This window comes from Microbulbifer pacificus (assembly GCF_033723955.1).
GTDB lineage: Bacteria > Pseudomonadota > Gammaproteobacteria > Pseudomonadales > Cellvibrionaceae > Microbulbifer > Microbulbifer pacificus.
The window spans coordinates 1,410,871-1,436,470 of sequence record NZ_CP137555.1 but is presented as its reverse complement, the minus strand read 5'-3'; the positions used below and the strand labels follow the sequence as shown (position 1 = coordinate 1,436,470).

At 56.9% G+C, this 25,600-nt stretch carries 31 protein-coding genes; 30 read left to right on the top strand and 1 reads right to left on the bottom strand.

The genetic code is table 11. From position 1 onward, the window contains the following. Positions 1-171: 171 nt before the first annotated feature. From rpoB to tuf, 6 genes are all read left to right on the top strand, one after another. Entirely contained in the window at positions 172-4,245 is a 4,074-nt protein-coding gene (gene rpoB / locus R5R33_RS06450; protein WP_318955206.1) for a DNA-directed RNA polymerase subunit beta, read from the top strand. 123 nt (positions 4,246-4,368) lie between these two features. Then, a complete protein-coding gene (gene rpoC / locus R5R33_RS06445) occupies positions 4,369-8,598 on the top strand; it encodes a DNA-directed RNA polymerase subunit beta' (protein ID WP_318955205.1) in 4,230 nt (1,409 codons plus the stop codon). Between the two features lie 258 nt (positions 8,599-8,856). After that, positions 8,857-9,231 carry a 30S ribosomal protein S12 gene (gene rpsL / locus R5R33_RS06440; protein ID WP_105101976.1) on the top strand — a complete coding sequence of 125 codons (375 nt, stop codon included), beginning with the start codon at positions 8,857-8,859 and terminating at the stop codon, positions 9,229-9,231. A gap of 116 nt (positions 9,232-9,347) precedes the next feature. Continuing rightward, entirely contained in the window at positions 9,348-9,818 is a 471-nt protein-coding gene (gene rpsG, locus R5R33_RS06435; RefSeq protein WP_010130334.1) for a 30S ribosomal protein S7, read from the top strand. Positions 9,819-9,925: 107 nt separating this feature from the next. Continuing rightward, on the top strand, positions 9,926-12,034 hold the full coding sequence (gene fusA, locus R5R33_RS06430; protein WP_318955204.1) for an elongation factor G: 2,109 nt from the start codon (positions 9,926-9,928) through the stop codon (positions 12,032-12,034). A gap of 41 nt (positions 12,035-12,075) precedes the next feature. After that, positions 12,076-13,269, top strand: a complete 1,194-nt coding sequence (gene tuf, locus R5R33_RS06425) for an elongation factor Tu (protein WP_318955203.1) — start codon at positions 12,076-12,078, stop codon at positions 13,267-13,269. Positions 13,270-13,341: 72 nt separating this feature from the next. Here tuf and R5R33_RS06420 read toward each other — a convergent pair whose 3' ends face one another. Beyond that, entirely contained in the window at positions 13,342-13,818 is a 477-nt protein-coding gene (locus tag R5R33_RS06420) for an aminoacyl-tRNA deacylase (RefSeq protein WP_318955202.1), read from the bottom strand. Positions 13,819-14,024: 206 nt separating this feature from the next. Here R5R33_RS06420 and rpsJ point away from each other — a divergent pair, with 206 nt between their 5' ends. The 24 genes from rpsJ (at position 14,025) to rpsM (ending at position 25,561) form a co-directional block, all read left to right on the top strand. After that, complete coding sequence (gene rpsJ, locus R5R33_RS06415) at positions 14,025-14,336, top strand: 30S ribosomal protein S10 (RefSeq protein WP_066967210.1); 312 nt, start codon at positions 14,025-14,027, stop codon at positions 14,334-14,336. Between the two features lie 110 nt (positions 14,337-14,446). Next, positions 14,447-15,082: a 50S ribosomal protein L3 gene (gene rplC, locus R5R33_RS06410; RefSeq protein ID WP_318955201.1), complete on the top strand. Its 636-nt coding sequence runs from the start codon at positions 14,447-14,449 to the stop codon at positions 15,080-15,082. 18 nt (positions 15,083-15,100) lie between these two features. Further along, a complete protein-coding gene (gene rplD / locus R5R33_RS06405) occupies positions 15,101-15,715 on the top strand; it encodes a 50S ribosomal protein L4 (RefSeq protein ID WP_318955200.1) in 615 nt (204 codons plus the stop codon). Beyond that, a complete protein-coding gene (gene rplW / locus R5R33_RS06400; protein WP_318955199.1) occupies positions 15,712-16,008 on the top strand; it encodes a 50S ribosomal protein L23 in 297 nt (98 codons plus the stop codon). The genes rplD and rplW overlap by 4 nt, the downstream gene beginning before the upstream one ends. Before the next feature lie 14 nt (positions 16,009-16,022). Then, positions 16,023-16,847 (top strand): 50S ribosomal protein L2, encoded by an 825-nt coding sequence (rplB, locus tag R5R33_RS06395; RefSeq protein WP_318955198.1) that lies wholly within the window; start codon positions 16,023-16,025, stop codon positions 16,845-16,847. A gap of 37 nt (positions 16,848-16,884) precedes the next feature. Further along, complete coding sequence (rpsS, locus tag R5R33_RS06390) at positions 16,885-17,163, top strand: 30S ribosomal protein S19 (RefSeq protein ID WP_105101967.1); 279 nt, start codon at positions 16,885-16,887, stop codon at positions 17,161-17,163. 15 nt (positions 17,164-17,178) lie between these two features. After that, the gene (gene rplV / locus R5R33_RS06385) at positions 17,179-17,511 is read left to right on the top strand and encodes a 50S ribosomal protein L22 (protein ID WP_318955197.1); all 333 of its coding nucleotides are present in this window, start codon (positions 17,179-17,181) and stop codon (positions 17,509-17,511) included. A 19-nt stretch (positions 17,512-17,530) separates the two neighbouring features. Continuing rightward, positions 17,531-18,211, top strand: a complete 681-nt coding sequence (gene rpsC, locus R5R33_RS06380; protein ID WP_318955196.1) for a 30S ribosomal protein S3 — start codon at positions 17,531-17,533, stop codon at positions 18,209-18,211. Positions 18,212-18,222: 11 nt separating this feature from the next. Then, positions 18,223-18,636, top strand: a complete 414-nt coding sequence (gene rplP, locus R5R33_RS06375; protein WP_105101964.1) for a 50S ribosomal protein L16 — start codon at positions 18,223-18,225, stop codon at positions 18,634-18,636. Continuing rightward, entirely contained in the window at positions 18,636-18,827 is a 192-nt protein-coding gene (gene rpmC, locus R5R33_RS06370) for a 50S ribosomal protein L29 (RefSeq protein WP_043320803.1), read from the top strand. The genes rplP and rpmC overlap by 1 nt, the downstream gene beginning before the upstream one ends. A gap of 2 nt (positions 18,828-18,829) precedes the next feature. Next, a complete protein-coding gene (rpsQ, locus tag R5R33_RS06365) occupies positions 18,830-19,093 on the top strand; it encodes a 30S ribosomal protein S17 (RefSeq protein WP_318955195.1) in 264 nt (87 codons plus the stop codon). A 34-nt stretch (positions 19,094-19,127) separates the two neighbouring features. Next, positions 19,128-19,496: a 50S ribosomal protein L14 gene (rplN, locus tag R5R33_RS06360; RefSeq protein WP_318955194.1), complete on the top strand. Its 369-nt coding sequence runs from the start codon at positions 19,128-19,130 to the stop codon at positions 19,494-19,496. A gap of 20 nt (positions 19,497-19,516) precedes the next feature. Next, positions 19,517-19,834 carry a 50S ribosomal protein L24 gene (gene rplX, locus R5R33_RS06355; protein ID WP_105101961.1) on the top strand — a complete coding sequence of 106 codons (318 nt, stop codon included), beginning with the start codon at positions 19,517-19,519 and terminating at the stop codon, positions 19,832-19,834. Positions 19,835-19,848: 14 nt separating this feature from the next. After that, a complete protein-coding gene (gene rplE / locus R5R33_RS06350) occupies positions 19,849-20,388 on the top strand; it encodes a 50S ribosomal protein L5 (RefSeq protein WP_318955193.1) in 540 nt (179 codons plus the stop codon). 9 nt (positions 20,389-20,397) lie between these two features. Then, a complete protein-coding gene (rpsN, locus tag R5R33_RS06345) occupies positions 20,398-20,703 on the top strand; it encodes a 30S ribosomal protein S14 (RefSeq protein ID WP_318955192.1) in 306 nt (101 codons plus the stop codon). Between the two features lie 26 nt (positions 20,704-20,729). Continuing rightward, the gene (rpsH, locus tag R5R33_RS06340) at positions 20,730-21,122 is read left to right on the top strand and encodes a 30S ribosomal protein S8 (protein WP_318955191.1); all 393 of its coding nucleotides are present in this window, start codon (positions 20,730-20,732) and stop codon (positions 21,120-21,122) included. Between the two features lie 12 nt (positions 21,123-21,134). Then, positions 21,135-21,668: a 50S ribosomal protein L6 gene (gene rplF / locus R5R33_RS06335; protein WP_318955190.1), complete on the top strand. Its 534-nt coding sequence runs from the start codon at positions 21,135-21,137 to the stop codon at positions 21,666-21,668. Positions 21,669-21,677: 9 nt separating this feature from the next. Then, positions 21,678-22,028, top strand: a complete 351-nt coding sequence (gene rplR, locus R5R33_RS06330) for a 50S ribosomal protein L18 (protein WP_138236930.1) — start codon at positions 21,678-21,680, stop codon at positions 22,026-22,028. A 10-nt stretch (positions 22,029-22,038) separates the two neighbouring features. Beyond that, positions 22,039-22,548, top strand: coding sequence for a 30S ribosomal protein S5 (rpsE, locus tag R5R33_RS06325; protein WP_105101955.1), 510 nt, complete (start codon positions 22,039-22,041; stop codon positions 22,546-22,548). Positions 22,549-22,615: 67 nt separating this feature from the next. Beyond that, positions 22,616-22,801: a 50S ribosomal protein L30 gene (rpmD, locus tag R5R33_RS06320; RefSeq protein ID WP_105101954.1), complete on the top strand. Its 186-nt coding sequence runs from the start codon at positions 22,616-22,618 to the stop codon at positions 22,799-22,801. Between the two features lies 1 nt (position 22,802). Next, positions 22,803-23,237: a 50S ribosomal protein L15 gene (rplO, locus tag R5R33_RS06315; protein ID WP_318955189.1), complete on the top strand. Its 435-nt coding sequence runs from the start codon at positions 22,803-22,805 to the stop codon at positions 23,235-23,237. Positions 23,238-23,249: 12 nt separating this feature from the next. Next, positions 23,250-24,596 (top strand): preprotein translocase subunit SecY, encoded by a 1,347-nt coding sequence (gene secY, locus R5R33_RS06310; protein WP_318955188.1) that lies wholly within the window; start codon positions 23,250-23,252, stop codon positions 24,594-24,596. 39 nt (positions 24,597-24,635) lie between these two features. After that, positions 24,636-24,752, top strand: coding sequence for a 50S ribosomal protein L36 (rpmJ, locus tag R5R33_RS06305; protein ID WP_105101951.1), 117 nt, complete (start codon positions 24,636-24,638; stop codon positions 24,750-24,752). A gap of 452 nt (positions 24,753-25,204) precedes the next feature. Further along, positions 25,205-25,561 carry a 30S ribosomal protein S13 gene (gene rpsM, locus R5R33_RS06300; RefSeq protein ID WP_138236927.1) on the top strand — a complete coding sequence of 119 codons (357 nt, stop codon included), beginning with the start codon at positions 25,205-25,207 and terminating at the stop codon, positions 25,559-25,561. Positions 25,562-25,600: the final 39 nt, after the last annotated feature.

The following is a 25,600-nucleotide window of genomic DNA, read 5'->3' as shown; positions in this document are numbered from 1 at the left end:
ACGATTGAAGAAAATCCGAGACGTTTGTGTAGATTTCGGTGCGTTTTTTGAACAACTTCTTAAAGCGTAGCGCAATGTACAGAGACTTCTCGCCCGGATGGGCTGCGTATCGTCAGCGTGCTGACCGCAGTTCGACTGAAGTCTTGTCACCGATCAAGCTGGGGAATATGAATGGCTTACTCATACACTGAGAAAAAACGTATCCGCAAGGATTTTGGCAAACTGCCTAAGGTCATGGACGTGCCTTTCCTGCTTGCGATACAGCTGGACTCGTATCGCAAATTCACTCAGGCCGACACGCGCCCGGATGAGCGCCTGGATATGGGCCTGCAGGCGGCGTTCAAGTCTGTATTTCCGATTGTCAGCTACTCTGGCAACGCCGCGCTCGAGTACGTGAGCTACACCCTCGGCAAGCCGGTATTCGATGTCAAGGAATGTACCCTGCGCGGTGTAACTTATGCGTGCCCGCTGCGCGTGCGTGTGCGCCTGATTATTTACGATAAAGAATCTGCGAATAAGTCCATCAAGGACATCAAAGAGCAGGAAGTGTACATGGGCGAAATTCCGCTCATGACCGAAAACGGTACCTTCGTCATTAACGGTACCGAGCGCGTGATCGTGTCTCAGCTGCACCGTTCCCCGGGTGTGTTCTTCGATCACGACAAGGGCAAGACCCACTCTTCCGGTAAGCTGTTGTACGCCGCGCGCGTGATTCCTTACCGTGGCTCCTGGCTCGACTTCGAGTTTGATCCGAAAGACCTGGTATACGTGCGTATCGACCGTCGCCGCAAACTGCCGGCGACCATCCTGCTGCGCGCCCTGGGCTTCAGCTCCCAGGAAATGCTGGAAATGTTCTTCGAAACCAGCAAGTTCACCCTGAACAACGATACCGTCAGCCTAAAACTGATCCCGTCGCGCCTGCGCGGTGATGTTGCCTCCTTTGACATCCGTGATGGCAGCGGCAAGGTGATTGTTGAGGAAGGACGCCGTATCACTCCGCGTCACATTCGCCAGCTGGAAAAGGCCGGGGTGGAAACCCTGGAGGCGCCGGTTGCCTACGCGAACGGTCGCGTACTGGCCAACGACATCATCGACGAATCCACCGGTGAAGTGGCGATCGAGTGTAATACCGAAATTACCGATGAAGTCATCAACAAGCTGCGTGTCCTGAACATCAAACAGTTCGAGACCCTGTACACCAACGATCTGGACTGCGGTCCGTTCGTATCCGACACCCTGCGTGCCGATCCTTCCCGCACCCAGCTGGAAGCGCTGGTAGAAATCTACCGCATGATGCGCCCGGGCGAGCCGCCGACCAAGGAGTCTGCAGAGTCTCTGTTCGAGAACCTGTTCTTCTCCGACGAGCGCTACGATCTGTCCGCGGTTGGCCGCATGAAGTTCAACCGTCGCCTGGGCCGTGAAGACGAGACCGGCGAGGGCACCCTGAGCAAAGACGACATCGTTGATGTTCTGAAGACCCTGATCGAGATCCGCAACGGTCGCGGCATGGTGGACGATATCGACCACCTGGGTAACCGTCGTGTGCGTTCCGTGGGCGAGATGGCGGAAAACCAGTTCCGCGTCGGCCTGGTGCGTGTAGAGCGCGCGGTGAAAGAGCGTCTGTCCATGGCAGAGTCCGAAGGCCTGATGCCGCAGGATCTGATCAACGCCAAGCCGGTAGCGGCCGCGGTGAAGGAATTCTTTGGTTCCTCCCAGCTGTCCCAGTTTATGGACCAGAACAACCCGCTGTCCGAGGTTACTCACAAGCGCCGTGTATCCGCACTGGGCCCGGGTGGCCTGACCCGCGAGCGCGCGGGCTTCGAAGTGCGCGACGTACACCCGACCCACTACGGCCGCGTGTGTCCGATTGAAACGCCGGAAGGTCCGAACATCGGTCTGATCAACTCTCTGGCTACCTATGCCCGCGCCAACCACTACGGCTTCCTCGAGAGCCCGTACCGCAAAGTGGTGGACGGCCAGTTAACCGATCACATCGAGTATCTGTCTGCGATCAACGAAGCGAACTACGTGATTGCACAGGCGTCCGCTGCGGTGGACGAGAACGGCCGCTTCACCGATGACCTGGTCAGCGTGCGTCACCAGAACGAGTTCACCCTGAAGAACCCGGACGAGATCCAGTACATGGACGTGTCCGCCCGTCAGGTAGTGTCCGTGGCAGCGGCGATGATCCCGTTCCTTGAGCACGATGACGCCAACCGCGCACTCATGGGTTCCAACATGCAGCGTCAGGCGGTTCCGACCCTGCGCGCTGAGAAGCCGCTTGTAGGTACTGGTATGGAGCGCACCGTTGCGCGCGACTCCGGCGTGTGCGTGGTGGCCAAGCGTGGCGGTGTAATCGAGCGCGTGGACGCGAGCCGTGTGGTTGTGCGTGTACACGACAGCGAAGTGGAAGCCGGTGACGCGGGTGTGGATCTGTACAACCTGACCAAGTACACCCGCTCCAACCAGAACACCTGCATCAACCAGCGCCCGATCGTGAAGACCGGCGACGTGGTTGAGCGCGGCGATATCCTGGCCGACGGCCCGTCCGTTGACCTGGGTGAGCTGGCCCTGGGCCAGAACATGCGCATCGCGTTCATGCCGTGGAACGGCTACAACTTCGAGGACTCCATCCTCGTATCCGAGCGCGTGGTGCAGGACGACCGCTTCACCACCATTCACATCCAGGAACTGACCTGTATTGCCCGCGACACCAAGCTGGGCAGTGAGGAAATCACCGCGGATATCCCCAACGTGGGCGAATCTGCGCTAAACAAGCTGGACGAGTCCGGCATCGTGTACATCGGTGCGGAAGTGGGCCCGGGCGACATCCTGGTAGGCAAGGTAACTCCGAAAGGCGAAGCCCAGCTGACCCCGGAAGAAAAACTGCTGCGCGCCATCTTTGGTGAGAAGGCGTCCGACGTTAAAGACACCTCCCTGCGCGCGCCCTCCGGCACCCGCGGTACCGTGATCGACGTCCAGGTGTTCACCCGCGACGGCCTGCAGAAAGACCAGCGCTCCATCGCCATCGAGAAGGCGCAGCTGGACGAAGTGCGCAAGGACCTGAACGAGGAATACCGCATTGTCGAAGGCGCCACCTTTGAGCGTCTGCAGGCAGCGCTGGAAGGCCAGAAGGTAGCCGGCGGCAAGGGCGTCAAGAAAGGTGACGAGCTGACCGCAGAAGTGCTGTCCGCACTGCCGCGTGAAGACTGGTTCAAGCTGCGCATGGCGGAAGACAGCCTGAACGAGCAGCTGGAAAAGGCCGAGGCCCAGCTGAAAGAGCGTCGCAAACTGCTCGACGAGAAGTTTGAAGACAAGAAGAAGAAACTGGAATCCGGCGACGACCTGGCGCCGGGCGTGCTGAAAATCGTCAAGGTTTACCTGGCGATCAAGCGTCGCATCCAGCCCGGTGACAAGATGGCCGGTCGTCACGGTAACAAGGGTGTTATCTCCGTGATCAAGCCGGTGGAAGACATGCCGTACGACGAAAACGGCATGCCGGTCGACGTGGTACTGAACCCGCTGGGTGTTCCGTCCCGTATGAACGTCGGTCAGGTACTGGAAATGCACCTCGGCATGGCGGCCAAGGGCCTCGGTGCCAAGATCGACCGCATGATCCAGGAGCAGCAGGAAGTAGCCAAAGTGCGCGGCTTCCTAGAAGAGGTGTACAACTCCACTGGCGGTAACAAGGAAGAGCTGGACCTGCTGTCTGATCAGGAAATCCTGGCGATGGCCGAGAACCTGCGCGGCGGTGTGCCGATGGCGACTCCGGTGTTCGACGGCGCCGCGGAATCCGAGATCAAGCAGCTGCTGCGTCTGGCGGATATCCCGGATTCCGGCCAGATCACCCTGCACGACGGCCGTACCGGTGATGCCTTCGAGCGTCCGGTAACCGTGGGTTACATGTACATGCTGAAGCTGAACCACCTGGTGGACGACAAGATGCACGCGCGTTCCACCGGTTCCTACAGCCTTGTTACCCAGCAGCCGCTGGGTGGTAAGGCGCAGTTCGGTGGTCAGCGTTTCGGTGAGATGGAGGTGTGGGCACTGGAAGCATACGGTGCCGCTTACACCCTGCAGGAAATGCTCACGGTCAAATCCGATGACGTGGAAGGTCGTACCAAGATGTACAAGAACATCGTGGATGGCGACCACCGCATGGAGCCGGGCATGCCCGAGTCCTTCAACGTACTGGTCAAGGAAATCCGCTCGCTGGGTATGAACTTCGAGCTGGAAAACGAGTAAGACCGGTAACTATCGGATTTAGTAGACAGAGGCCGGTGGTGGCTACCAGAAATTGACACCACCGGCGCTCCCGGCCCCAGAGGCAGTTGGCCGGGTTGACTACCCCCCAGTGGAGGAAAGGCCTTGAAAGATTTGTTAAACCTGGTGAAAGCCCAGGATCAGCTGGAAGAATTTGACGCGATCCGCATCGGTCTGGCATCCCCGGACATGATCCGCTCCTGGTCCTACGGCGAAGTGAAAAAGCCGGAGACCATCAACTACCGTACCTTCAAGCCGGAGCGTGAAGGCCTGTTCTGCGCCAAGATTTTTGGCCCGGTAAAGGACTACGAGTGTCTGTGCGGCAAGTACAAGCGCATGAAGCACCGCGGCATCATCTGTGAGAAGTGCGGTGTTGAAGTGACCAAGGCCAAGGTGCGTCGTGAGCGCATGGGCCACATCGAACTGGCAAGCCCGGTTGCACACATCTGGTTCCTGAAGTCCCTGCCGTCCCGTATCGGCCTGCTGCTGGACATGACCCTGCGTGACATCGAGCGCGTACTGTACTTCGAATCCTATGTGGTAACCGATCCGGGTATGACCACCCTGGAGCGCGGCCAGCTGCTGAACGATGAGCAGTACTTCGAAGCGATGGAAGAGTTCGCCGACGAGTTCGAAGCGAAAATGGGTGCGGAAGCCATCCAGGAGCTGATGAACGATATCGACCTGCCGTCTGAAATTCAGCGTCTGCGGGAAGAGATTCCGTCCACCAATTCCGAGACCAAGATCAAGAAGCTGTCCAAGCGCCTGAAGCTGCTGGAAGCCTTCTACAAGTCCGGCAACAAGCCGGAGTGGATGGTCATGCAGGCACTGCCAGTACTGCCGCCGGACCTGCGTCCGCTGGTACCGCTGGACGGCGGCCGTTTCGCGACCTCCGACCTGAACGATCTGTACCGTCGCGTGATCAACCGCAACAACCGTCTGAAGCGCCTGCTCGAGCTGAACGCGCCGGATATCATCGTGCGCAACGAAAAGCGCATGCTGCAGGAAGCAGTAGACGCACTGCTGGATAACGGTCGTCGCGGCCGTGCCATCACCGGTTCCAACAAGCGCCCGCTGAAATCCCTGGCCGACATGATCAAGGGTAAGCAGGGTCGTTTCCGTCAGAACCTGCTGGGCAAGCGCGTTGACTACTCCGGTCGTTCGGTGATCGTGGTAGGTCCGACCCTGCGTCTGCACCAGTGTGGTCTGCCGAAGAAAATGGCACTCGAGCTGTTCAAGCCGTTCATTTTCGGCAAGCTGGAAGCCCGCGGCCTCGCCACCACCATCAAGGCGGCGAAGAAAATGGTCGAGCGCGAAGAAGCGGTGGTGTGGGATATCCTCGATGAGGTGATCCGCGAGCACCCGGTACTGCTGAACCGCGCCCCGACCCTGCACCGTCTGGGTATCCAGGCGTTTGAGCCGGTGCTGATTGAAGGTAAAGCGATCCAGCTGCACCCGCTGGTGTGTGCGGCGTACAACGCCGACTTCGACGGTGACCAGATGGCGGTACACGTACCGCTGACCATCGAAGCGCAGCTGGAATCCCGCGCGCTGATGATGTCCACCAACAACATCCTGTCGCCCGCCAACGGTGAGCCGATCATCGTACCGTCCCAGGACGTGGTACTGGGTCTGTACTGGATGACCCGCGAGCGCGTGAACGATAAAGGCGAAGGCATGTTCTTCTCCGATATCAAGGAAGTGAGCCGCGCCTTCTACGCCAAGCAGGTTGGCCTGCAGGCGAAGGTAAAAGTGCGTATCGACGAAGTGGAAATCGGTGAAGACGGCGAGAAGCGCCAGACCCGCACCGTGTATGACACCACCGTTGGCCGCGCGCTGCTGTGGAACATCGTGCCGGACGGTATGCCCTTCGACATGGTCAACCAGCCCATGAAGAAGAAGGCGATCTCCCGCGTACTGAACGAGTGTTACCGCAAGGTAGGCCTGAAGGCGACCGTCATCTTTGCTGACCAGCTGATGTACACCGGTTTCGACTTCTCCACCAAGTCCGGTTCCTCCATCGGGGTGAACGACTTCGAGATCCCGTCGGCCAAGGCCGACCTGATCGCTTCCGCAGAAGAGGAAGTGAAAGAGATCGAGAGCCAGTTCGCTTCCGGTCTGGTCACCGCGGGCGAGAAATACAACAAGGTTATCGACGTTTGGTCCCGTACCAACGACAAGGTAACCCAGGCGATGATGGCCGGTATCCGTAAGGAAAAGGTCATCGACCGCGAAGGTAAAGAGACCGAGCAGGACTCCTTCAACTCCGTGTACATGTACGCCGACTCCGGCGCGCGGGGTTCCGAGGCCCAGATCCGTCAGCTGGCCGGTATGCGCGGCCTGATGGCGCGTCCGGACGGCTCCATTATTGAAAACGCCATTACCGCGAACTTCCGTGAAGGTCTGAGCGTACTGCAGTACTTCATCTCCACCCACGGTGCTCGTAAAGGTCTGGCGGATACCGCACTGAAAACCGCGAACTCCGGTTACCTGACCCGCCGTCTGGTGGACGTGGCCCAGGACGTGGTCATCACCGAGATCGACTGTGGCACCGATGAAGGTCTGACCATGGCGCCGGTGATCGAGGGTGGCGACGTGATCGAGTCCCTGGGTGACCGTATCCTCGGTCGCGTTGTGGCCCGCGATGTGCCCAAGCCCGGCAGCGACGAGATCGCGGTCCCGGCTGGCACCATGATCGACGAAGCGTGGGTAGAGCGCATCGAAGGCATGGGTATCGACGAAGTTATCGTGCGTTCTGCGATCACCTGTGAGACTGCGCACGGTATCTGTGCCCAGTGCTACGGCCGCGACCTGGCCCGTGGCCACCGCGCCAACCCGGGTGAGGCTGTGGGCGTTGTGGCTGCCCAGTCCATCGGTGAACCGGGTACCCAGCTGACCATGCGTACCTTCCACATCGGTGGTGCGGCGAGCCGTGCTTCTGCGGCGGACAGCATCCAGGTGAAGCTGGGCGGTACCGTACGTCTGCACAATGTGAAGACGGTGAAGGCCGCAAGCGGCAACCTGGTGGCGGTTTCCCGTTCCGGTGAGCTGGCGATTGCCGACAGCGCCGGTCGCGAGCGCGAGCGTTACAAGCTGCCCTACGGTGCACAGATCAGTGTTGACGAGGGTGCCGAGGTTGACGGTGGCAAGATTGTGGCCAAGTGGGACCCGCACACCCACCCGATCATCACCGAGGTTGCCGGTTGGGTGAAACTGTCCGGTATGGAAGATGGCCTGTCCATCCGCAAGCAGACCGACGAAATCACCGGCCTGTCCTCCATCGAGGTGATCGATCCGGCAGAGCGCCCGGCAGCGGGTAAAGACCTGCGCCCGGCTGTGACCCTGGTGGATGAGAACGGTGAGGAGCTGACCCTGGCCAGCTCCAGCGCACCGGCGCACTATGCGCTGCCGCCGCGCGCGATCCTGAGCCTGAAAGAGGGCGACAAGGTGAGCGTGGGTGATGTTATCGCGCGTATTCCGCAGGAATCCGGCAAAACCAAGGACATCACCGGTGGTCTGCCGCGCGTTGCCGACCTGTTCGAAGCGCGTAAGCCGAAAGAGCCGTCCATCCTGGCGGAGATCTCCGGTACTGTGTCTTTCGGTAAAGAGACCAAAGGCAAGGTACGTCTGCAGATCACCCCGAAAGACGGCAAGCCGCTGGCCAATGGCAAAGACTCCTACGAGGTTCTGATTCCGAAACACCGTCAGCTGACCGTGTTCGAGGGCGAAACCGTAGAGAAGGGCGAGGTTATTTCCGACGGTCCGTCCAACCCGCACGATATCCTGCGTCTGAAAGGCGTAGAGGAACTGGCGCGTTACATCACCAACGAGATCCAGGAGGTTTACCGCCTCCAGGGTGTGAAGATCAACGACAAGCACATCGAGACCATCGTGCGTCAGATGCTGCGCAAAGTTGAAATTCTGGAGATGGGCGACTCCGAGTTCATCAAGGGTGAACAGGTTGAGTACCAGGCGGTCATCGAGCAGAACGAGCGTCTGCGTGCCGAGAGCAAACAGCCGGCGCAGTACGAGCGTCTGCTGCTGGGTATCACCAAGGCCTCTCTGGCGACCGAATCCTTCCTGTCCGCGGCCTCCTTCCAGGAGACCACCCGCGTCCTGACCGAAGCGGCGGTAACCGGCAAGGAAGACAGCCTGCGCGGCCTGAAGGAAAACGTGGTAGTGGGTCGTCTGATCCCGGCCGGTACCGGTCTCGCCTACCACACCGAGCGCAAGCGCAAGCGCACTGCGCAGGTGAGCTTCGGTTATGCCGAAGGCCCGTCTGCGGAAGAGGTAGAAGCGGCGCTGACCGAAGCCCTGAAATCTTCCGGGGAATAAGTCGGCGGTATACCACCGACCAGGTAGTCCCAATCCTGGTCGGTGTCGAATCGCAGTCAGCGGGGACAGTGAGCAATTACTGTACACGGTGATTGACTAGGGGTGTCGCGGCTTATAGAATGCGGCCCCCGCTAATGGGGTGGAACCTTTCGCTCTCGTTGCGCTTCTGCGCATTGAGGTACGCGGATGGTTACGCACTGACGATAGGCCCTCACTGCAGTTGATGGTGGGGGCGTTTTATTTTTGGAGTGATTTTTAATGGCAACGATCAACCAGTTGGTTCGTAAGCCGAGAAAACGCAAAGTTGAAAAAAGCGATGTGCCTGCATTGCAAGCCAACCCGCAGCGTCGCGGAGTCTGCACTCGTGTGTACACCACTACACCGAAGAAGCCGAACTCTGCACTGCGTAAAGTTTGCCGTGTGCGCCTGACCAACGGTTTCGAAGTAACTTCGTACATCGGCGGTGAAGGCCACAACCTGCAGGAGCACAGCGTGGTGCTGATTCGCGGCGGTCGTGTAAAAGACTTGCCGGGTGTGCGCTACCACACTGTACGCGGCGCACTTGACTGTGCCGGCGTAAACAATCGCAAACAGGCCCGTTCCAAGTACGGTGTCAAGCGTCCTAAGGGTTAATTCCCTAGGTCACAATTTGCGTTTCGGTTTAACGAATAACCGGAGTAAGGCTGAGCTCGCCGAGTTGTAAGTGTTTACGGCGGCGTCTCGGAGTAACCCTGAAGAGAGGCAATCCCATGCCAAGAAGACGTGTAGTCGCCAAGCGCGAAGTGCTGCCCGATCCTAAGTTCGGGAACGTGACTCTGGCCAAGTTCATGAACCATGTCATGATCAGCGGCAAGAAGTCCGTGGCGGAAAGCATCGTATACGGTGCACTGGATCTGGTTTCAGAGAAGCTGAACAAAGATCCGATTGAAATTTTCGAAGAGTCCCTGGAAAACATCGCCCCGATGGTGGAAGTAAAATCCCGTCGTGTTGGTGGTGCTACCTACCAGGTGCCGGTAGAAGTGCGTCCAGCGCGTCGTACCGCTCTGGCAATGCGTTGGCTGGTAGATTTCTCCCGTAAGCGCGGCGAGAAGTCCATGGCTCAGCGCCTGGCCAATGAAATGATCGATGCATCCCAGAACAAGGGCGGCGCGGTCAAGAAGCGTGAAGATGTACACCGTATGGCGGAAGCCAACAAGGCGTTCTCTCACTATCGTTTCTAAGATAGTGGCGCTTCTAACTCTGATGATTATTACCATCGGAAATTAATACCGAAAGGCAGCAAGGGAATTTCCGCGCTGCCTTTTGCCGTTATATCGAGGATACAACTGTGGCACGTAAAACGCCTATCGCACGCTATCGTAATATCGGTATCTGCGCCCACGTAGACGCCGGTAAAACCACCACCACCGAACGCGTACTGTTCTACACCGGTCTGTCCCACAAAATTGGTGAGGTGCACGAGGGTGCGGCCACCATGGACTGGATGGCACAGGAGCAGGAGCGTGGTATTACCATTACTTCTGCAGCTACCACCTGTTTCTGGGCTGGTATGCGTCAGCAGTTCGACCAACACCGCGTCAACATTATCGACACCCCCGGACACGTTGACTTCACCATTGAAGTAGAGCGCTCCCTGCGTGTACTGGATGGCGCCGTTGTTGTGCTGTGCGGTTCCTCCGGTGTGCAGCCGCAGACCGAGACCGTTTGGCGTCAGGCCAACAAGTACGAAGTGCCGCGCATGGTCTTCGTCAACAAGATGGACCGTACCGGTGCCAACTTCCTGAACGTCGTAAAACAGCTGAAAACCCGTCTGAACGCAAACGCGGTTCCGCTGCAGATGACCATTGGCTCTGAAGATGAGTTCAAAGGCGTTGTCGACCTGGTCAAGATGAAAGCCATCATCTGGAACGAAGAAGACCAGGGTATGACCTTCACCTACGAAGACATCCCTGCAGACATGGTCGATCAGTGCAACGAAATGCGCGAATTCCTGATGGAAGCAGCGGCCGAAGCCAGCGAAGAGCTGATGGAGAAGTACCTGGAAGAAGGTGAGCTGTCCGAAGAGGAAATCAAGGCAGCTATCCGTCAGCGCACCCTGGCCAACGAAATCGTGCCGGTTCTGGGCGGCTCTGCGTTCAAGAACAAGGGCGTGCAGGCGGTACTGGACGCGGTTATCGAATACCTGCCGGCGCCGACCGAAGTTAAAGCGATCGAAGGTACCCTGGACGACGGTGAAACCGTTGCTACCCGTGAAGCCGACGACGATGCGCCGTTCGCTGCGCTGGCGTTCAAGATCGCCACCGACCCCTTCGTTGGTACCCTGACCTTCTTCCGCGTTTACTCCGGTAAGCTGGAGAGCGGCACCGGTGTATTCAACTCCGTGAAGAGCAAGCGTGAGCGTATCGGCCGTATGGTGCAGATGCACGCGAACAACCGCCAGGAAATCAAAGAAGTACTGGCTGGTGACATTGCTGCGGCGATCGGTCTGAAAGACACCACTACCGGTGACACCCTGTGTGACGAGGCCAACAAGATTGTTCTCGAGCGCATGGAGTTCCCGGAGCCGGTAATCTCCGTAGCAGTTGAGCCGAAGTCCAAGCCGGACCAGGAAAAAATGGGTATCGCTCTGGGAAAACTGGCTCAGGAAGACCCGTCGTTCCGCGTGAAGACCGACGAAGAGACCGGCCAGACCATCATCTCCGGTATGGGTGAGCTGCACCTGGACATCATCGTCGACCGTATGCGTCGCGAGTTCAACGTGGAAGCTAACATCGGTAAGCCGCAGGTAGCCTACCGCGAGCGCATCACCAACACCTGTGAGATCGAAGGTAAGTTCGTTCGCCAGTCCGGTGGTCGCGGTCAGTACGGTCACTGCTGGATTCGCTTCGAGCCGAACCTGGATCCGGAAGCAGAAGACGGTCTGGTATTCCAGAACGAGCTGGTCGGCGGTGTGGTTCCTAAGGAATACGTCCCGGCGATCCAGAAGGGTATTGCTGAGCAGATGCAGAACGGTGTTCTGGCGGGCTACCCGTTGCTGGGCCTGAAGGCTACTGTATTTGACGGTTCCTACCACGATGTGGACTCCAACGAAATGGCGTTCAAGATCGCTGCTTCCATGGCGACCAAGCAGCTGGCCCAGAAGGGTGGTGCCGTACTGCTTGAGCCGGTCATGAAGGTAGAGGTAGTTACTCCGGAAGAAAACATGGGTGACGTGGTCGGTGACCTGAACCGTCGTCGTGGTCTGATCCAGGGTATGGATGAGAACTCCTCCGGCAAGGTGATCAACGCGGAAGTGCCGCTGGCCGAAATGTTCGGTTACGCCACCGACCTGCGTTCTGCGACCCAGGGCCGTGCTACCTACACCATGGAATTCGAAAAGTACGCTGAAGCGCCGCGCAACGTGGCTGATGAAATCATCGCCAAAAACAAGGCTTAAGCTTTAATCCCTTTGAAACTTTTAGTTAGAGGATCCTGAAAATGGGAAAAGAAAAGTTTGAACGTTCCAAGCCCCACGTAAACGTGGGCACCATCGGTCACGTTGACCACGGTAAAACCACTCTGACCGCTGCGCTGACCCGCGTATGTTCCGAAGTGTGGGGCGGCGCTGCCGTTGCTTTCGACGGTATCGACAAGGCTCCGGAAGAGCGTGAGCGTGGTATTACCATCTCTACCTCTCACGTAGAGTACGAGTCCCCGATTCGCCACTACGCGCACGTAGACTGCCCGGGACACGCCGACTACGTTAAGAACATGATCACCGGTGCTGCCCAGATGGACGGCGCGATCCTGGTATGTTCCGCTGCTGACGGCCCCATGCCGCAGACTCGTGAGCACATCCTGCTGTCCCGTCAGGTAGGTGTACCGTACATCGTGGTATTCCTGAACAAAGCCGACATGGTCGACGACGAAGAGCTGCTGGAACTGGTAGAGATGGAAGTTCGCGAACTTCTGGACCAGTACGAGTTCCCGGGCGACGACACCCCGATCGTGGTTGGTTCTGCTCTGATGGCGCTGAATGGCGAAGACGAGAATGGCCTGGGCACCACCGCTGTTAAGAAGCTGGTAGAAACCCTGGACTCCTACATTCCGGAGCCGGAGCGCGCTATCGACAAGCCGTTCCTGATGCCGATCGAAGACGTGTTCTCCATCTCTGGTCGCGGTACCGTAGTAACCGGTCGTGTGGAGCGTGGCATCGTTAAGACTGGTGATGAAATCGCCATCGTTGGTCTGAAAGACACCACCACCACTACCTGTACCGGTGTGGAAATGTTCCGCAAGCTGCTGGATGAAGGCCGTGCTGGTGAGAACATCGGCGCCCTGCTGCGCGGCACCAAGCGTGACGAAGTAGAGCGTGGTCAGGTACTGGCCAAGCCGGGTTCCATCACTCCGCACACCAAGTTCGAAGCGGAAGTGTACGTACTGTCCAAGGACGAAGGTGGTCGTCACACCCCGTTCTTCAAAGGCTACCGTCCGCAGTTCTACTTCCGTACCACCGACGTGACTGGTGCGTGTGAGCTGCCGGAAGGCGTTGAGATGGTGATGCCGGGTGACAACATTCAGATGACTGTTACCCTGATCCACCCGATCGCCATGGAAGACGGTCTGCGCTTCGCGATTCGCGAAGGTGGCCGTACCGTTGGTGCTGGCGTTGTTGCCAAGATCATCGAGTAATCCTTACTCCTGATCTGAACGACAAAAAAAGGCCGCAGCGGCAACGCTGCGGCCTTTTTTTGTCTGTACTGTTTAGAACCAGTCGCGGCTAAGGTCGCAGTGTCTGCAGTGAGACATCAGCTGTTCGAAATCCCTTCCGTCGATTGCGACCAGTGATTCATGGTCGCCGGACTCCAGATAAATGGTGTCCCACTTGTTCAGGCTGCTGTCGACCAGGGTGGTGATTCCATAGGCCGGTCCGAGTGGGGGTAGGGCGCCGAGTTCGCAGTCAGTGAAGATGTTGCCAAATTCGCCCTCCTGCATCATTTCCAGGTGATTGCGTCCGGTTTCGTCGTGAACGGCGCGCATGTCGAGGCTGCTGCTGGCGGGAATGATGGCCATCACCATGCCATGGTCATCCTTCAGCATGATGGCTTTGGCAACCGAGTCCTCACGCAAGCCTGTTTTGTGGGCGCTTTCGCGGCTGGTGGCGCTGTGGTCATGGGGGATAACTCGGTAGTGTACCGAGTGGTCATTCAGGTACTGACTGACCGTGCTTGCAATGGTCATGAGCTGGCCCTCCTGAAGGTGGATCTCGTTGGCTTGCTCTAGTGTAGGTTCGCATCGGCGCAGCTCGAAATTGCGCCGCTGCGGTTTGTTTCTTGAACTGTGTTGACAGATCAAATAATCGCCCGTAGACTTCGCGCTCCTTTTCGCCCGCCCTCGGGGCTGTGTAAAAGGACGTTCTTTGGTTTAAATGATTGGAGTTTGATTCCATGCAGGGTCAACGCATCCGAATTCGCCTGAAGGCTTTCGATCACAAGCTGATCGATACCTCTACTCAGGAGATTGTAGAGACGGCCAAGCGCACTGGCGCTCAAGTACGCGGTCCCATTCCGCTGCCGACTCGTAAAGAGAAGTACACCGTACTGATTTCTCCGCACGTCAACAAAGACGCGCGTGACCAGTACGAGATTCGTACTCACAAGCGTTTGCTGGACATTGTCGAGCCTACCGAGAAAACCGTCGACGCGCTGATGAAGCTCGATCTGGCGGCCGGTGTTGAGGTTCAGATCAGTCTCGGCTAACACTTCAAATTAACTACCGAATCCCAGGCGAAAAAGGTCTGGGTAGTGTAACGCTCTGAAATTGGGCGGCCGCAGTGGGTTAAAGCCCCGTGCACTGAGAGGTTGAAAAGATGACTATAGGTATTGTCGGCCGCAAGAGCGGCATGACTCGCATCTTCACTGAAGATGGCGCGTCTATCCCGGTAACTGTTATCGAGGTAGCTCCGAATCGCGTCACTCAGGTGAAAACTCTGGAAACTGATGGCTACACCGCAGTTCAGGTAACTGTGGGTTCCCGTAAGGCTTCCCGTGTCTCCAAGCCCCTCGCGGGCCACTTCGCCAAAGCCAACACTGAGGCTGGCTCTGCACTCTTCGAACTGCGCACTGACGGTTCTGACGAGTCCTTCGAAATCGGTTCTGAAATCACTGTTGCTAGCTTTGAAGCTGGCCAGAAGATTGACGTAACCGGCACTTCCAAAGGTAAAGGTTTCCAAGGCGGTATCAAGCGCTGGAACTTCCGTACCCAGGACGCTACTCACGGTAACTCTCTGTCTCACCGCGCACCCGGCTCTATCGGTCAGTGCCAGACTCCTGGCCGCGTGTGGAAAGGCAAGAAAATGGCCGGTCACATGGGTGCTGAGCGTGTTACCACGCAAAACCTGGAAGTGGTTCGTGTAGACGTCGAGCGTAACTTGCTGCTGGTGAAAGGCGCCGTTCCTGGTGCGCCCGGTGGCGACGTAATCGTTCGTCCGGCAGTAAAAGCCTAAGGCTGAGGGTAAATAGATATGGAACTGAATATCGCTACTCCCGAAGGCGCTAAAGGCACTGTTGCAGTTTCTGAAGTGACTTTCGGTCGTGAATTCAATCAGGACCTGGTGCACCAGGCAGTGGTTGCCTACATGGCAGGCGCTCGTCAGGGTACCAAGGCTCAAAAAAGTCGCTCCGATGTATCCGGTGGCGGCAAGAAGCCGTGGCGTCAGAAGGGCACTGGTCGTGCTCGTGCTGGTACCACTCGCAGCCCGCTGTGGCGTACTGGTGGCGTAACCTTCGCCGCTGTGCCGCGTGATCACAGTGTAAAGCTGAACAAGAAAATGTACCGCGCTGCACTGCGCTGCATTCTCTCCGAGCTGGCTCGTCAGGAGCGTCTGGTTGTAGTTGAGTCTTTCGACGTTGACGCGCCAAAGACCAAACAACTGGTAACCAAACTGGCTCAGTACGATCTGACTGACGCGTTGATCGTGACCGAAGAGGTTAACGAAAACCTCTACCTGGCCGCGCGCAACCTGCACAAGATCGATGTCCGCGATGTACAGGGTATCGATCCGGTAAGCCTGATTCGCTTTGACAAGGTCGTGGTTACCGTTTCTGCACTCAAGAAAATTGATGAGGTGCTGGGATGATCCAAGAGCGACTCTACAAAGTACTGCTGGGCCCGGTAATTTCCGAGAAGGCTGCTGTGCTGGCGGATTCCGCCAACCAGGTAGTTTTCAAAGTTACCACCGACGCTTCCAAAGCCGATATCAAGGCCGCGGTCGAAAAACTGTTCAATGTTTCTGTTGAGCAGGTTCGCACCGTGAACGTAAAAGGCAAAACCAAGCGCACTCGCTACGGCGTTGGTCAGCGCAACGATTGGAAAAAAGCCTACGTTCGTCTGGCCGAAGGCAGCGACATCAACTTCGAAGCTGCTGAGTAAAGGGGAAAGTTGCAATGGCTATTGTAAAAACAAAACCGACCTCAGCCGGCCGTCGTCACCTGGTCAAGATCGTCAACTCTGAGCTGCACAAGGGCGCGCCCTATGCACCGCTGGTAGAGAAGAAGTCCAAGACTGGTGGTCGTAACAACAACGGTCGCATTACCACTCGTCATATCGGTGGTGGTCACAAGCAACACTACCGCATGGTGGATTTCAAGCGTAACAAAGATGGCATTACTGCCACTGTTGAGCGCCTGGAATACGACCCGAACCGCAGCGCACACATCGCTCTGGTGTGCTACGCCGACGGCGAGCGTCGTTACATCATTGCACCGAAAGGCCTGCAGGCCGGTGCAAAAATCCAGTCTGGTGACGCTGCGCCGATCGCTGTGGGTAACACCCTGCCGCTGCGCAACATCCCGGTTGGTTCCGTAATTCACGGTATCGAGCTGAAGCCTGGTAAAGGCGCTCAGCTGGCCCGCTCTGCCGGTGCCTCTGTTCAGCTGGTTGCCCGTGATGGTCAGTACGCGACTGTACGTCTGCGTTCTGGCGAAATGCGTAAGGTTCTGACCGAGTGCCGCGCCACCCTGGGTGAAGTGAGCAACTCCGAGCACAGCCTGCGCAAGCTGGGTAAAGCCGGTGCAAAACGCTGGCGCGGTGTTCGCCCGACCGTTCGCGGTGTGGCGATGAACCCGGTAGACCACCCGCATGGTGGTGGTGAGGGTCGTACCTCCGGTGGTCGTCACCCAGTGACGCCATGGGGTGTTCCGACCAAGGGTAAGAAAACGCGTAAGAACAAGCGCACCGACAACATGATTGTACGTCGTCGCGGCAAATAAGCCGCGCGATGTCTGAGCTGCTAGAGAGGAATCGACAGTGCCACGCTCATTAAAGAAAGGTCCCTTCATTGATCTGCATCTGATCAAGAAGGTGGAGGCGGCGATTGAATCCAATGATCGTCGACCGATTAAAACCTGGTCCCGCCGTTCCATGATTATGCCGGAAATGGTTGGACTGACGATTGCCGTGCACAACGGTCGTCAACACGTGCCTGTGCTGGTCAACGAAGAAATGGTTGGCCACAAGCTGGGCGAGTTTGCTGCTACCCGCACTTACCGTGGCCACGCCGCGGATAAGAAAGCGAAGAAGCGCTAAGCCGAGGTTATAAAGATGGAAGTACAAGCAAAATTACGCGGTGCTCGTCTGTCGGCACAGAAAGCGCGTCTGGTAGCAGATCAGATTCGCGGTAAAGGTGTCGAGGAAGCCCTGGATATCCTGGCTTTCAGCCACAAGAAGGGTGCCGAGATCATCAAGAAGGTTCTGGAATCTGCCATCGCCAACGCCGAGCACAATGAAGGTGCTGACGTAGACGAGCTGAAGGTTTCCACCGTCTTCGTAGATGAAGGTATGACCATGAAGCGCATTAAACCGCGCGCCAAGGGTCGTGCTGACCGCATTTTCAAGCGTACTTGTCACATCACTGTGAAAGTAGCCGAGAAATAACAGAGCAGGCGATAAAACCATGGGACAAAAAGTACATCCTACCGGCATTCGTCTGGGTATCGTTAAAAAGCATACCTCTGTGTGGTATGCCGGCAGTGACGAGTACGCAGACAAGCTGTACACGGACCTGAAAGTTCGCGAATACATTCGCAAGAAGCTGGCCCACGCTTCCGTGAGCCGCATCGAGATCGAACGTCCGGCCAACACCGCTCGTGTGATTATTCACACTGCGCGTCCGGGCATCGTGATCGGTAAGAAAGGTGAAGACGTAGAGCGTCTGCGCAACGACCTGACCGCTCAGATGGGCGTGCCGGTGCACATCGACATCGAAGAAGTGCGCAAGCCGGATCTGGACGCCACTCTGGTAGCCCAGAACGTTGCCCAGCAGCTGGAGCGTCGCGTTATGTTCCGTCGCGCCATGAAGCGCGCCGTACAGAACGCCATGCGTCAGGGCGCAGAAGGTATCAAGATCCAGGTGAGCGGCCGTCTGGGCGGCGCCGAGATCGCGCGTACCGAATGGTACCGTGAAGGTCGTGTACCGCTGCACACTCTGCGTGCCAACATCGACTACGGCACTTATGAAGCCAGTACTACCTACGGCATCATCGGTGTGAAAGTTTGGATCTTCAAAGGCGAAGTCATCGGTGACGAAATCCCCGAAGAGAAGCCAGCGAAGACTCGCAAGAAAGCTGCTAATTAAGGGGTGCGCAGATGCTACAACCGAAGCGTACAAAATTCCGCAAGGTACAGAAGGGTCGCAACCGCGGTCTTTCCCAGCGCGGCTCCAAAGTGAGCTTTGGCGAGTTCGGCCTTAAGGCCATCGGTCGCGGTCGCATTACTGCGCGCCAGATCGAAGCGGCTCGTCGCGCAATGACTCGTCACGTTAAGCGTGGCGGCAAGATCTGGATTCGTGTGTTTCCAGACAAACCCATCACCAACAAGCCTCTTGAAGTGCGGATGGGTAAAGGTAAGGGTGGCGTTGAGTACTGGGTTGCCCAGATTCAACCGGGCAAAGTCCTCTATGAAATGGAGGGTGTTTCCGAAGAACTGGCTCGTGAGGCATTTGATCTCGCTGCAGCCAAGCTGCCTGTAAAGACAACTTTCGTTAAGCGTTCGGTGATGTGATGAAGACTGCAGATCTACGCTCAAAGTCAGTTGAAGAACTGAACCAGGAACTGCTGAGCCAGCTTGAAGCTCAATTCAAGCTGCGTATGCAGAAGTCCACCGGTCAGCTGACTCAGACCCATCTGCTGAAGCAGACTCGTCGCGACATTGCTCGCATTAAGACTGTTTTGACTGAGAAGGCAGGTAACTGATCATGGCTGAAGCAAAACTGAAGCGTACTCTGACCGGCAAGGTCGTGAGTGACAAGATGGATAAAACCATCACCGTTTTGATCGAGCGCCGTGTGAAGCACCCGATCTACGGCAAAATCGTGAGCAAGTCCACCAAGCTCAAGGCACATGACGAAAACAATGAATGCGGCATCGGCGATGTCGTAATCATTGAAGAATCTCGTCCGCTGTCCAAGAGCAAGTCCTGGTCCTTGCAGCAAATTGTAGAGCGTGCGGCGAAGGTTTAACCCCTAGCGCATTGAAGAGTTTCGGAGAGGAACGATGATTCAAGCCGAATCCTACTTAGAAGTAGCCGATAACAGTGGGGCTCGCCGCGTCATGTGCATCAAGGTGCTGGGCGGCTCCCACCGTCGCTACGCCAGCGTGGGCGACATCATTAAAGTGACCGTTAAGGAAGCAATTCCACGCGGTAAAGTGAAAAAGGGTCAGGTAATGAACGCAGTTGTGGTTCGCACCAGAAAAGGTGTGCGTCGCGCTGATGGTTCCCTGATCAAGTTTGACGACAACGCTGCGGTGTTGCTGAACAACAACTTGGCGCCGGTCGGCACCCGTATTTTTGGCCCGGTAACTCGCGAGCTGCGCGGTGAGAAGTTCATGAAGATCATCTCACTGGCTCCCGAAGTTATCTAAGCCACGAGTGGAGAAAAGACATGCGCAAGATCAAGCGTGACGACGAAGTGATCGTTATCGCCGGTCGCGACAAAGGCAAGCGCGGCACCGTACGCAAGGTGCTGAATGACGGTCGCCTGATCGTATCCGGTGTTCAGATGATCAAAAAACACCAGAAGCCGAATCCACAACTGGGTGTTGCTGGTGGCATCGTTGAGAAAGAGGCCGCTATCCAGGCCTCCAACGTGGCCATTTTCAACCCGAGCACCCAGAAAGCTGACCGGGTAGGCTTTAAAGTACTGGAAGACGGTACTAAGATCCGCGTCTTCAAATCCAGCGGCGATGCCGTTGACGCATAAGTCAGGTGGAAAAAATGGCAAGGCTTAAAGAGCTCTATACCAAAGAACTCGCGCCCAAGCTGAAAGAAGAGCTGGGTATCGAGAATGTGATGGCAGTGCCTCGCATCACCAAAATCACCATCAACATGGGTGTTGGTGAAGCGGTTGGTGACAAAAAGGTGCTGGAACACGCAGTCAGTGACATGACTGCCATCACTGGTCAAAAACCCATCATCACCAATGCTCGCAAGTCAATTGCGGGCTTCAAGATCCGTGATGGCTGGCCGATCGGCTGTAAGGTAACTCTGCGCGGCGAGCGTATGTACGAGTTCCTGGAGCGTCTGATCGGTATCGCGATTCCGCGTATTCGCGACTTCCGTGGCATCAGCCCGAAGCAGTTCGACGGTCGTGGTAACTTCTCGATGGGTGTAACCGAACAAATCATCTTCCCGGAAATTGACTACGACAAAGTAGACAAGATCCGCGGTCTGGATATTTGTATCACTACTACAGCGGCCAACGACGACCAAGGTCGTGCACTGCTGAAAGCATTCAACTTCCCTTTCAAGGGTTAAGAGGATTCCATGGCGAAGAAATCCATGATTGCGCGTGAAGTAAAGCGCGCTCGAACCGCAGCTAAGTACGCCGAAAAGCGTCAAGAGCTGAAGGCGATCATCGCCAGTGCCAGCGCTTCTGATGAAGAGCGCTGGGAGGCTCAACTCAAGCTGCAACAATTGCCGCGCGATGCAAGCCCGACTCGTCAGCAACGTCGCTGTCGGATCACTGGTCGCCCCCACGCTGTCTACCGCAAATTCGGCCTGTGCCGTAACAAATTGCGTGAAGCCGCCATGCGTGGTGATGTCCCCGGTCTGGTTAAGTCCAGCTGGTAAAAGGCAGACTTGAGGAGTCTTAAGTAATGAGTATGCAAGATCCGTTGGCAGATATGCTGACCCGCGTCCGCAACGCCCTGGCGCGCGGAAAGGGCAGTGTTTCTATGCCTTCTTCAAAACTGAAAGTAGCCGTAGCCAACGTTCTGAAGAACGAAGGTTATGTTTCTGACGTTGCTGTGAGCGAAGGCGCCAAGCCCGAGCTGACCATCGAACTGAAATACTTCCAGGGTAAGCCGGTAATCGCGGAGCTGGATCGGGTTTCCCGTCCTGGCCTGCGCGCTTACACCGGTAAAAAAGCACTGCCTTCCGTTCGCGGTGGCCTGGGTATCGCTATCGTCTCCACCTCCAAGGGTGTGATGACCGATCGTGCGGCCCGTCAGGCTGGTGTCGGCGGCGAAGTGCTCTGCACCGTATTCTAAGCGGGGGTTGATATGTCTCGAGTAGCTAATAGTCCCGTAAGCATCCCCGCTGGCGTTTCCGTAGACCTGAAAGGTCAGGACATCGTAATTAAAGGCGGAAATGGCAACCTGAACCTCTCTGCCCACAGCGATGTGGAAGTGAAGCAGGAAGAAAACCAGCTGACCTTTGCTGCACGCAATGGTTCCAAGCAGGCACGTGCCCTCGCCGGTACTACCCGCGCGCTGGTTAGCAATATGGTGGTCGGTGTCAGTCAGGGTTTCGAAAAGAAACTGCAACTGGTCGGCGTGGGTTACCGTGCGAAAGCCGCCGGTAAGTCCGTTAACCTGAGCCTCGGCTTCTCCCACCCGGTCGATTACGATCTGCCGGAAGGCGTGACCGCCGAAACTCCGACTCAGACTGAGATCGTACTGAAGAGCAGCGACAAGCAGCTGTTAGGTCAAGTGGCCGCTGAGATCCGCGCGTTCCGTCCGCCGGAGCCCTACAAAGGTAAGGGTGTCCGTTACGCTGACGAGCGTGTGTATCGCAAAGAGGCCAAGAAGAAGTAAGGCATAGATATGAACGTTAAAAAGCAATCTCGCTTGCGTCGTGCACGTCGTGCCCGCGCCAAAATGCGTGAGCTGGGCGCCGTTCGCCTGACAGTGAACCGCACGCCCCGCCACATTTACGCACAGATCCTGTCTGCCGACGGCGACAAGGTATTGGCCTCAGCCTCTACTCTGGACAAGGACCTGCGTGAAAGCAAAACCGGTAACGTCGACGCTGCTACAGCCGTTGGTACCCTGATCGCTGAGCGCGCGAAAGCCGCCGGCGTTGAAGCGGTAGCCTTCGATCGTAGCGGGTTCAAATACCACGGCCGTGTTAAGGCCCTGGCAGACGCTGCCCGTGAAGCCGGTCTGAAATTCTAAGGGTTGAGTTATGGCTAGAGAAAAAGTCGAGAAAGGCAACGACGAAGGCCTCCAGGAGAAACTGGTCCAGGTCAACCGTGTTGCCAAAACCGTAAAGGGTGGTCGTATTTTCGCGTTCACCGCTCTGACCGTAGTTGGCGACGGCAATGGCCGTGTCGGTTTCGGTCGTGGCAAGGCGCGTGAAGTGCCGGTTGCCATCCAGAAGGCAATGGAAGCTGCGCGTCGCAATATGATCCAGGTAGACCTGAACGGTGACACCATTCAGTACGCTACCAACGGTCGTCACGGCGGTTCCAAGGTTTACATGCAGCCCGCTTCCCAGGGTACCGGTGTTATTGCCGGCGGTGCCATGCGCTCCGTACTGGAAATGGCTGGTGTCCACAACGTACTGGCCAAGTGCTACGGCTCTACCAATCCGGTAAACGTCGTTCGCGCCACCTTCAGTGCGCTGGGCAAAATGAGTAGCCCAGAAGACGTTGCTGCCAAGCGCGGCAAGTCTGTGGAAGAAATCCTGAACTGATTCGGTTCCGGGTCACAGCAGCAGAATCGCTGTGGCCCGATCTGAACTTGCTTTGAGTGAATGAGTCATGGCTAAGAAGACCATCAAAGTCACCCAGGTCAAGAGCGTCGCCGGTCGTCTGAAAAATCATCAGGCGTGCGTCGCTGGTCTGGGTCTGCGTCGCATCGGTCACACTGTGGAAGTGGAAGACACTCCCTCTGTGCGCGGCATGATCAACAAGGTGAATTACCTCGTAAAAGTGGAGGAGGCATAACATGCGTTTGAATGAGTTGTCTCCAGCTGAAGGCCACAAGCACGCTCCCAAGCGTGTTGGTCGTGGTATCGGTAGCGGCCTGGGTAAAACCGGTGGCCGTGGCCACAAGGGTCAAAAATCCCGTTCCGGCGGACGTGTACGTCCGGGCTTCGAAGGCGGTCAGATGCCTTTGCAGAAGCGCCTGCCGAAGTACGGTTTCACCTCTCGCGTTGGCCGCTTTGTAGCGGAAGTGCGTCTGGCGGAGCTGGCGAAGGTAGACGGTGACACTATTGATTTGGCAGCGCTGAAAAATGCCGATATTATCGGCGGCCACATTAAACGCGCCAAAGTGTTCCTGTCTGGTGAACTGACCAAAGCGGTTACCGTGAAAGGTCTGAGCGTCACCAAAGGTGCTAAAGCAGCCATCGAAGCTGCTGGCGGAAAAGTAGAAGACTAAATCGAGGCCCCAATGGCACGACCAGGATCTGGTGTTAACTCCCTGGGTAACGGCAAGGGATTAGGCGAGCTCTGGGCTCGCCTTCGTTTTCTGTTTCTCGCGATACTTGTTTATCGTTTGGGAACTCATATTCCGGTGCCCGGTATTGATCCGGAAAAGCTGGCGAACCTGTTTAACCAGAACCAGGGAACCATCCTTGGTCTGTTCAACATGTTCTCCGGTGGCGCACTGGAGCGGATGAGTATTCTGGCCCTCGGCATCATGCCGTACATCTCCGCGTCCATCATCATGCAGTTGATGACCGCGGTAACGCCTTCGCTGGAGGCGTTGAAGAAGGAAGGCGATGCAGGGCGCCGTAAGATCAACCAGTACACCCGTTACCTGACGGTGTTGCTGGCACTGGTTCAAGGCATCGGTATGACCTTTGGTCTCGCCGGTCAGAACCTGGCTTATTCCGCTGAACCGGCCTTCGGTTTCTACTTTGTGGCCGTTGTGTCACTGGTGACCGGTGCGGTGTTCATGATGTGGCTGGGTGAGCAGATTACGGAGCGCGGTGTTGGCAACGGCATTTCCATGCTGATTTTTGCCGGTATCGTCGCTGGTCTGCCCAGTGCCATTGGCCAGGCTTTCGAGCAGGCGCGCCAGGGTGAGCTGCACATCCTGATGCTGCTGGCGATTGGTTTCGTAGCGATTGCTGTTGTGTACTTCGTCGTGGTAATGGAGCGCGGCCAACGCCGTATCACCATCAACCACGCACGTCGTCAGGCTGGTCGTTACTCCCAGGCGCCGGCGGCTCAGTCCAGCCACCTGCCGCTGAAGGTCAATATGGCCGGTGTGATTCCGGTGATCTTTGCCAGCAGTATCCTGCTGTTCCCTGCGACTCTTGCGCAGTGGTTCGGTCAGGGTGGCGAGGGTATCGGTGCCCAGATCCTGCAGTGGATGGCACTGCAGTTGGGTCCCGGTCAGCCGCTGAACATTATTCTGTTCGCACTGTTGATTGGCTTCTTCTGCTTCTTCTATACGGCGTTGATGTTCAACCCGAATGAAGTAGCGGACAACCTGAAAAAATCCGGTGCCTATGTGCCCGGTATCCGCCCCGGCGAACAGACCGCGCGTTATATCGACACCGTTCTGACTCGTCTGACTCTGGTGGGTGCTGTTTACATCGCGCTGGTCTCCCTGCTGCCGCAGTTCCTGGTGGTCGGGCTGAACATTCCCTTCTATTTGGGAGGTACTTCGCTGCTGATCGTTGTGGTCGTAGTGATGGACTTCATGGCACAGGTTCAATCGCACCTGCTGTCTCACCAGTACGAGGGGTTGATGAAAAAGGCGAATCTGCAAGGCTACGGCCGCCGTTAATCGGCAGTCGCTGCAGCAGGAGTGAATTGAGGTAAGGTCATGAAAGTACGCGCTTCTATCAAAAAGATCTGCCGTAACTGCAAAATCGTACGTCGCAAAGGCGTTCTGCGGGTAATCTGCAGCGCCGAGCCGCGTCATAAGCAGCGGCAGGGCTAAGCAGTGACCGGAATGCCGTTGGCATTCCGCAGCATTGCTTAGCGACCGGCCATGGAAGGCCGGGTCGGCGTCCGCCCCAGGGAGGGCTGCTAGCGACGTCGATCTATGCAAAGCCGGACCTAGCGCCGGTTTTGCATAGAGTGATCAAGAATTTGCCTTTCTGCACAGCCCCGTGTAAAAAGGCGCACCGCAAACCTCCCGGTCTGCGGCGAGACCGAAAAGTCACTTTATTGTTGTCTTGAAGGTCTCAAAAGGGGGCGTTGACTGTCGTCCGCTTTCCCCGGGTTAGGGCCCTGGGAGGGTGGGCTATTGCAATTTGGTGTATGAAAAGCTATTCTTGCGCGCCTTTTTGGTGGTGTTGATGGCTTTTTATTCGCTGTCAGCGCCGAATTGAGAATTGAACCGCGCCATTACCAAGTAGCGCCGGTTCACAATACGTGGAGTATGCCTCTATGGCACGTATTGCTGGTGTAAACGTACCAGACCACAAGCACGCCGTGATCTCCCTGACCCATATCTATGGTGTCGGTCGCACTACGGCCAAGTCTATTCTGGCAGCGGTAGGTATCGCTGAATCCACCAAACTTCGTGATCTGTCCGAAGAGCAGATTGAAACCATCCGCGGTGAAGTTGCGAAACTGACCGTTGAAGGCGATCTGCGTCGTGAAGTGTCCATGAACATCAAACGTCTGATGGACCTGGGTTGCTTCCGCGGTCTGCGTCACCGTCGCAGCCTGCCGCTTCGCGGTCAGCGCACCAAGACTAACGCCCGTACCCGTAAGGGTCCGCGCAAGCCGATCCGCAAGTAAGCGTTTCGCGCAAGTCTTCACAAGTACAGGATTTAGGAT

Excerpts from the sequence above, each read along its gene's own strand:
- rpoB (WP_318955206.1), top strand. The coding sequence starts at position 172 with ATGGCTTACTCATACACTGAGAAAAAACGTATCCGCAAGGATTTTGGC.
- rpsL (WP_105101976.1), top strand. The coding sequence starts at position 8,857 with ATGGCAACGATCAACCAGTTGGTTCGTAAGCCGAGAAAACGCAAAGTT.
- rpsG (WP_010130334.1), top strand. The coding sequence starts at position 9,348 with ATGCCAAGAAGACGTGTAGTCGCCAAGCGCGAAGTGCTGCCCGATCCT.
- tuf (WP_318955203.1), top strand. The coding sequence starts at position 12,076 with ATGGGAAAAGAAAAGTTTGAACGTTCCAAGCCCCACGTAAACGTGGGC.
- R5R33_RS06420 (WP_318955202.1), bottom strand. The coding sequence starts at position 13,818 with ATGACCATTGCAAGCACGGTCAGTCAGTACCTGAATGACCACTCGGTA.
- rpsJ (WP_066967210.1), top strand. The coding sequence starts at position 14,025 with ATGCAGGGTCAACGCATCCGAATTCGCCTGAAGGCTTTCGATCACAAG.
- rplC (WP_318955201.1), top strand. The coding sequence starts at position 14,447 with ATGACTATAGGTATTGTCGGCCGCAAGAGCGGCATGACTCGCATCTTC.
- rplD (WP_318955200.1), top strand. The coding sequence starts at position 15,101 with ATGGAACTGAATATCGCTACTCCCGAAGGCGCTAAAGGCACTGTTGCA.
- rplW (WP_318955199.1), top strand. The coding sequence starts at position 15,712 with ATGATCCAAGAGCGACTCTACAAAGTACTGCTGGGCCCGGTAATTTCC.
- rplB (WP_318955198.1), top strand. The coding sequence starts at position 16,023 with ATGGCTATTGTAAAAACAAAACCGACCTCAGCCGGCCGTCGTCACCTG.
- rplV (WP_318955197.1), top strand. The coding sequence starts at position 17,179 with ATGGAAGTACAAGCAAAATTACGCGGTGCTCGTCTGTCGGCACAGAAA.
- rpsC (WP_318955196.1), top strand. The coding sequence starts at position 17,531 with ATGGGACAAAAAGTACATCCTACCGGCATTCGTCTGGGTATCGTTAAA.
- rplP (WP_105101964.1), top strand. The coding sequence starts at position 18,223 with ATGCTACAACCGAAGCGTACAAAATTCCGCAAGGTACAGAAGGGTCGC.
- rpmC (WP_043320803.1), top strand. The coding sequence starts at position 18,636 with ATGAAGACTGCAGATCTACGCTCAAAGTCAGTTGAAGAACTGAACCAG.
- rpsQ (WP_318955195.1), top strand. The coding sequence starts at position 18,830 with ATGGCTGAAGCAAAACTGAAGCGTACTCTGACCGGCAAGGTCGTGAGT.
- rplN (WP_318955194.1), top strand. The coding sequence starts at position 19,128 with ATGATTCAAGCCGAATCCTACTTAGAAGTAGCCGATAACAGTGGGGCT.
- rplX (WP_105101961.1), top strand. The coding sequence starts at position 19,517 with ATGCGCAAGATCAAGCGTGACGACGAAGTGATCGTTATCGCCGGTCGC.
- rplE (WP_318955193.1), top strand. The coding sequence starts at position 19,849 with ATGGCAAGGCTTAAAGAGCTCTATACCAAAGAACTCGCGCCCAAGCTG.
- rpsN (WP_318955192.1), top strand. The coding sequence starts at position 20,398 with ATGGCGAAGAAATCCATGATTGCGCGTGAAGTAAAGCGCGCTCGAACC.
- rpsH (WP_318955191.1), top strand. The coding sequence starts at position 20,730 with ATGAGTATGCAAGATCCGTTGGCAGATATGCTGACCCGCGTCCGCAAC.
- rplF (WP_318955190.1), top strand. The coding sequence starts at position 21,135 with ATGTCTCGAGTAGCTAATAGTCCCGTAAGCATCCCCGCTGGCGTTTCC.
- rplR (WP_138236930.1), top strand. The coding sequence starts at position 21,678 with ATGAACGTTAAAAAGCAATCTCGCTTGCGTCGTGCACGTCGTGCCCGC.
- rpsE (WP_105101955.1), top strand. The coding sequence starts at position 22,039 with ATGGCTAGAGAAAAAGTCGAGAAAGGCAACGACGAAGGCCTCCAGGAG.
- rpmD (WP_105101954.1), top strand. The coding sequence starts at position 22,616 with ATGGCTAAGAAGACCATCAAAGTCACCCAGGTCAAGAGCGTCGCCGGT.
- rplO (WP_318955189.1), top strand. The coding sequence starts at position 22,803 with ATGCGTTTGAATGAGTTGTCTCCAGCTGAAGGCCACAAGCACGCTCCC.
- secY (WP_318955188.1), top strand. The coding sequence starts at position 23,250 with ATGGCACGACCAGGATCTGGTGTTAACTCCCTGGGTAACGGCAAGGGA.
- rpmJ (WP_105101951.1), top strand. The coding sequence starts at position 24,636 with ATGAAAGTACGCGCTTCTATCAAAAAGATCTGCCGTAACTGCAAAATC.
- rpsM (WP_138236927.1), top strand. The coding sequence starts at position 25,205 with ATGGCACGTATTGCTGGTGTAAACGTACCAGACCACAAGCACGCCGTG.